The organism is Clostridium sp. Marseille-P2415 (genome assembly GCF_900155545.1).
Taxonomy (GTDB): Bacteria; Bacillota; Clostridia; order Lachnospirales; family Lachnospiraceae; genus Lacrimispora.
The window spans coordinates 1,799,156-1,804,609 of the sequence record NZ_LT732526.1 but is presented as its reverse complement, the minus strand read 5'-3'; the positions used below and the strand labels follow the sequence as shown (position 1 = coordinate 1,804,609).

General features: G+C 42.6%; 4 protein-coding genes, 1 tRNA gene and 1 riboswitch. Of the genes, 4 read left to right on the top strand and 1 reads right to left on the bottom strand.

What is annotated here, in order from left to right; all coding sequences use genetic code 11:
• Positions 1-931, top strand: a 931-nt coding sequence (locus BQ9856_RS13285; RefSeq protein WP_442855528.1) for a BclA C-terminal domain-containing protein, incomplete at its 5' end; no start/stop codon positions are given.
• Positions 932-1,415: 484 nt separating this feature from the next.
• Complete coding sequence (locus tag BQ9856_RS13275; RefSeq protein WP_235839206.1) at positions 1,416-2,393, top strand: DUF4846 domain-containing protein; 978 nt, start codon at positions 1,416-1,418, stop codon at positions 2,391-2,393.
• Positions 2,394-2,462: 69 nt separating this feature from the next.
• Here the strand turns inward: BQ9856_RS13275 and BQ9856_RS13270 are convergent, their stop codons facing one another.
• Complete coding sequence (locus BQ9856_RS13270) at positions 2,463-3,131, bottom strand: ECF transporter S component (protein WP_139348696.1); 669 nt, start codon at positions 3,129-3,131, stop codon at positions 2,463-2,465.
• Positions 3,132-3,215: 84 nt separating this feature from the next.
• Positions 3,216-3,332, bottom strand: a riboswitch (FMN riboswitch).
• Positions 3,333-3,426: 94 nt separating this feature from the next.
• On the opposite strand from BQ9856_RS13270, the gene BQ9856_RS13265 reads away from it, so the two are divergent.
• Both BQ9856_RS13265 and mef(A) read left to right on the top strand, forming a co-directional pair.
• Positions 3,427-3,499: transfer RNA gene (locus BQ9856_RS13265), tRNA-Ala, on the top strand.
• 586 nt (positions 3,500-4,085) lie between these two features.
• Positions 4,086-5,303, top strand: coding sequence for a macrolide efflux MFS transporter Mef(A) (mef(A), locus tag BQ9856_RS13260; RefSeq protein ID WP_077611462.1), 1,218 nt, complete (start codon positions 4,086-4,088; stop codon positions 5,301-5,303).
• Positions 5,304-5,454 lie beyond the last annotated feature (151 nt).

Here is a 5,454-nt window from a genome sequence, read left to right as displayed (position 1 = left end):
CCCGACAGGAGATACTGGCCCAACCGGTCCAACAGGAGATACTGGCCCAACCGGCCCGACAGGAGATACCGGCCCAACCGGCCCAACAGGAGATACTGGCCCAACCGGTCCGACAGGAGATACCGGTCCAACGGGAGACACCGGCCCAACCGGTCCGACAGGAGATACTGGCCCAACCGGAGATACCGGCCCAACCGGCCCAACGGGAGATACCGGCCCAACCGGTCCGACAGGAGATACCGGTCCAACGGGAGACACCGGCCCAACCGGTCCGACAGGAGATACTGGCCCATCCGGCCCAACGGGAGATACCGGCCCAACCGGCCCGACAGGAGATACCGGTCCAACCGGCCCGACAGGAGATACTGGCCCAACTGGTCCGACGGGAGATACGGGTCCAACCGGTCCGACAGGAGATACTGGCCCAACCGGCCCGACAGGAGATACTGGCCCAACCGGTCCGACAGGAGACACCGGCCCAACCGGCCCGACGGGAGATACGGGTCCAACCGGCCCAACCGGAGCTGGTATAACAACCTTTGGCTATGTATATGAATTGGCGACCGTCGCGGACGCTACGGTCGCAGGCGGAGCCGATGTCCCGTTCAGCAATAACGGTCCTCTAAGTGGTGTAACACACACGGCCGGGACTACTACTGTAACTGTTCCTATAGCTGGAACTTACCAGATTGATTATTCCGTTACCATTACGCTCGGTGTCGGGTCTTCAATAGCTATTGCGGTAAATGGTACGGTTGATGCGTCCACTCCGATTACGGCTCTGGTCACAGCAGGAGAAGTTTCTGGTACCGCCATGCTAACTCTTGCCGCAGGTGACGTAATAACTTTAAGAAACAATTCAGCAATACCCTTTACTATGACACTCGCTCCGAACGTTGGGGCACAGTTAAATGCCATTTTGTTAAGTTAACTATTTTGGGGGCTGGCGTTCTTGAACGCCGGCCCTGACATCATATACTATACGTTCCAATATCTGAAATGTTATACTTGGATGAAGCAAGAACTACCAGTATGAAAGGCGATAAAAGAAATATCGGCCCGTATCTTTTGGGATTTCAGCAGTTAAGCTGTTTTCAGATAAAATATGTTATTAAAAAATGTTTTCCCCAGGTCTTCGTAGCATGAACTTAGTCTATTGGATATATTATAATGGTCAAAATTTTTATAAATCTGATTTTTTTGCATGCAGGCGAAAGTTTTTTCCATATCAATCCCTTTTCTGTTATAAGTAATTTCAATGCGTATCCGCTCATTTTCCTCAGAAGTGATGAATATGGTTATTCTCTGCACCAAATCGTACAACTGCTGATTTCTGTTGTCAATCGAAAACAGACTGTGTTACAATAAGGAAAATAAGTTCGGAAATGAAGATTACCACGATGGGGTGGCCGAATATGAATAAAGTCATATGTTTTCTACTGACTGGAGCAATTCTGTGCATGGTGGCGATGCCGTTGGAAAAGTGTATCCGGGACAGTAGTATAACCCTGGAACCGGAGAGCGTGCCGGATGCAATAGCGCCTGACAAGGATAAAACTGTGATCTATTTGGAAGAAAGAGAAAAGGAGGCAAATGCAATAAGCGGTTCTGAAAGGTTTGGAGAGGAAGATATTATTTATCCTTCGGGGACAACTCTGGAAGAACGGTTTCGCCCTCCGAAAGGATATCAGAGAGTCGAAAAGCCTGTGGGAAGCCTGCAGGGATATTTGAGACAATATTCCATGAAACCGGATAAAAGTCCGGTGCTTTTGTATGATGGAAGAGAGAAGCAGAATCAGAACGCTCATGCTGCTGTTTTTTTCATGCCCATGGTAGAAGGTGATTTACAGCAGTGCGCGGATAGCGTCATTCGGATGTATGGGGAATATCTCTGGTCTGTTGGAGCTTATGATTCTATTGCCTTTCATCTGACCAGTGGGTTTTTCATGGATTATCCTTCGTGGAGGTCCGGAAAACGGCTTTCTTTGAACGGAAACCAGGTTTCCTGGGTGCGGAAGGCAGCTTATGATGACTCCAGAGACAATTTTATTAAATATTTAAGACAGGTAATGGTTTATGCAGGTACGCTTTCCCTTGATAAAGAATGCAGTCCTGTAGATAGTAGTCAGATGCTGGCCGGAGATTTATTTATCCATGGAGGAAGTCCGGGGCATTGCGTCATGGTCGTGGATGTGGCGGAAGATGTGGGGGGAAGCCAATGTTTCCTTTTGGCTCAGGGATATATGCCTGCCCAGGAGTTTCATGTCCTGAAAAACCCACTTCATGAAGAGAATCCATGGTATTATGTTTCTGAAATACAGGATTCCCTGGTAACACCGGAGTATGTGTTTGGGAAGGACAGCCTGAAAAGGTGGAAGGAGTTTTGCCAATAAACTAGGAGAGAAAAATATTATGCCATTCAACCGGTCAGGACCAGTTGAATGGCATTTGTCTGCTCTTGATTACATAACCCCCTGCATGACCAGAATAACCATGATACAAGTTATGAGGATCACTGCTGCTGTAAGAGTCATGCCGAAATTAAATTTTCGCTTTTTCTGTGCATCCGTTGAAGCAAAAACCAGAAGATTGGATTTCCTTAAGGTAGTTACCAGAGGTTTATAAATAAGCAGGGTCAGCCCCGTGTTGATTCCTCCCTTCAAAAGATTAAAGGGAACAAATGCCGGAAGAAGAAGTTCTGCTACAGCTTCCCGTGGATATCCCATGTAAATGGGAGTGATAAGGTAGTTCCATAGAACCATGATGAGGGTCATGAGAAGGGTACCGGCAATCATACCAGTTAATGCACCCGCCATGGAATGGTGTTTCTTATAAAGATAAGCCGCCGGGCAGACAAATGCAACCGTTGAGAGTATATTCATAATCAGACCGATGATACCGGTACTGCTGATGGTGAACATCTCTACAAAAGACACAATGACGGAGATCAGAGCTGCGGACATGGGCCCGAAAAGAAATCCTCCGGTAAGGATGATAACATCCTTTGGCTCATATTCAAGGAAAGGGACCATCGGGATTAATGGAATCCGGATTGCCACTACAGATACAAAGGCCAGTGCACAAAGCATAGCCATAAGAGTGAGTTTGCTTGTTTTCTTTGTCATATTCATGATACAGTCCTCCTGAAAAATAAGTAACACCTGAAAGTATGCCTTTCAGGTGTTAAAAATAAACAGGTGTATTATCATTATTTAACACATCTTCTTTCATCCAGACTATACTGTCGGTATTGGAATTACACCAATTCTGCGCTTTCTACGCTCGCGGACTTTACCGCCGGTCGGGAATTAAACCCTGCCCTGAAGACAACTATATGCAAATGTTCTGAAAGTATTATAACATTTTTTTTAATAATTGCAATATGTGGTTGCATTTTTTTTGATGGTTTGTTATAATAGCTGCCATGGGGGTATAGCTCAGCTGGGAGAGCGCTTGAATGGCATTCAAGAGGTCATGGGTTCGAATCCCACTATCTCCACTAAAACGGTAAGCCGCAGGCATGATTGCTTGTGGCTTAAATTATAACTTATAGGGACGGGACACTTGATAAATCAAGGGCAAAAAGGCACATTTCCAGTTTTGAAAATGTGCCTTTTTTTAGGCTCTTTTTTATGAAATCCAAATAGTCGAAGAGATATAGAATATTGAGTCAACCGCTAATCGAGGGAACTAACACCCTTTGGCGGTTTTTCCATTTTAACCGTTGATTATATCACCTTATTATGTTAAAATAAACGTTGACACAAATATGAGTTTAGGAGGAACCGAAACTATGACAGCATCAATGCGTTTAAGATAAGCTGGCAATAAAAAAGGCAGAATCTATCCCGATGATAGGCTTTTTTGTTATGCTTATTTATACGATATTGAGCATTCATTAGTTAAGGTGAGATTTAAACTATTTTACTATAGTTTTATTTAACTATGTCTTTTTAAAGAATGTTTCCATATTGTATGTTATGCAGACCAAAGCCACATTGTGGATTTTGGGCTGCATTTTTTATTGCCTAGAATACTATTAAAATAGAAATTCAAGCAAAAATAATATGCAGGAGATAATAAAGATGGAAAAATATATAAATTGGAAACTTAAGTTTTATACTATATGGGCAGGGCAGGCGGTATCTTTAATCACTAGTGCCATCCTACAAATGGCGATTATTTTTTACCTTACAGAAAAAACAGGATCTGCGATGGTCTTGTCTATGGCTTCACTAGTAGGTTTTTTACCCTATGCGATCTTTGGACCAGCCATTGGTGTATTAGTGGATCGTCATGATAGGAAGAAGATAATGATTGGTGCTGATTTAATTATAGCAACAGCTGGAGCAGTGCTAGCTATTGTTGCATTGTATACGGAGTTACCTATATGGATGGTTATGGTAGTATTGTTTATCCGTAGCATTGGAACGGCTTTTCATTCTCCGGCTCTCAATGCGGTTACGCCACTTTTAGTACCAGAAGAACAGCTTACGAAATGCGCAGGTTATAGTCAGTCTGTGCAGTCAATAAGCTATATTATTAGTCCGGCGGCTGCAGCATTGTTATACTCCGTTTGGGAATTAAATGCAATTATTGCTATCGATGTATTGGGCGCAGTGATTGCATCTATTACGGTAGCCATTGTAAGTATACCTAAGCTGGGCGATCAAGTGCAAAGTTTGAAACCAAATTTCATAAGAGAAATGAAAGAAGGAATTGTCGTACTAAGACAAAACAAAGGATTATTTGCCTTATTACTCTTAGGAACAATATATACTTTTGTTTATATGCCAATTAATGCACTATTTCCTTTAATAAGCATGGAATACTATAATGGAACACCTGTGCATATTTCAATTACCGAAATCGCTTTTGCATCTGGAATGCTTGTAGGAGGCTTACTATTAGGAAGATTAGGAAGCTTTGAAAAGCGTGTATTACTAATAACAGGTTCATTTTTTATTATGGGGACCAGTTTAGCAGTTTCAGGAATACTTCCTCCAAGTGGATTTGTTATATTTGTAGTTTGCTGTGCAACAATGGGGCTTTCGGTGCCATTTTATAGTGGTGTGCAAACAGCTCTTTTTCAGGAGAAAATTAAGCCTGAATATTTAGGACGTGTATTTTCTTTGACTGGGAGTATCATGTCACTTGCTATGCCAATTGGATTAATTCTTTCTGGATTCTTTTCTGATAGAATCGGTGTAAATCATTGGTTTTTACTATCAGGTATTTTAATTATTGGCATTGCTATAGTGTGCCCCATGATAACAGAGGTTAGAAAATTAGATTTAAAATAAAAATAATCTCTCGGAATCTTGAGAGATTATGCCGGTAGGGCTGGCAAAGTGAACTTTGATAAGTAAATATTATCCAGATGAGTAGAAAAGTAATGGAAATTTCGAAAAATGGGCATGAGAAATAGACATAGCTGCCGCTATGGTTTAAAAT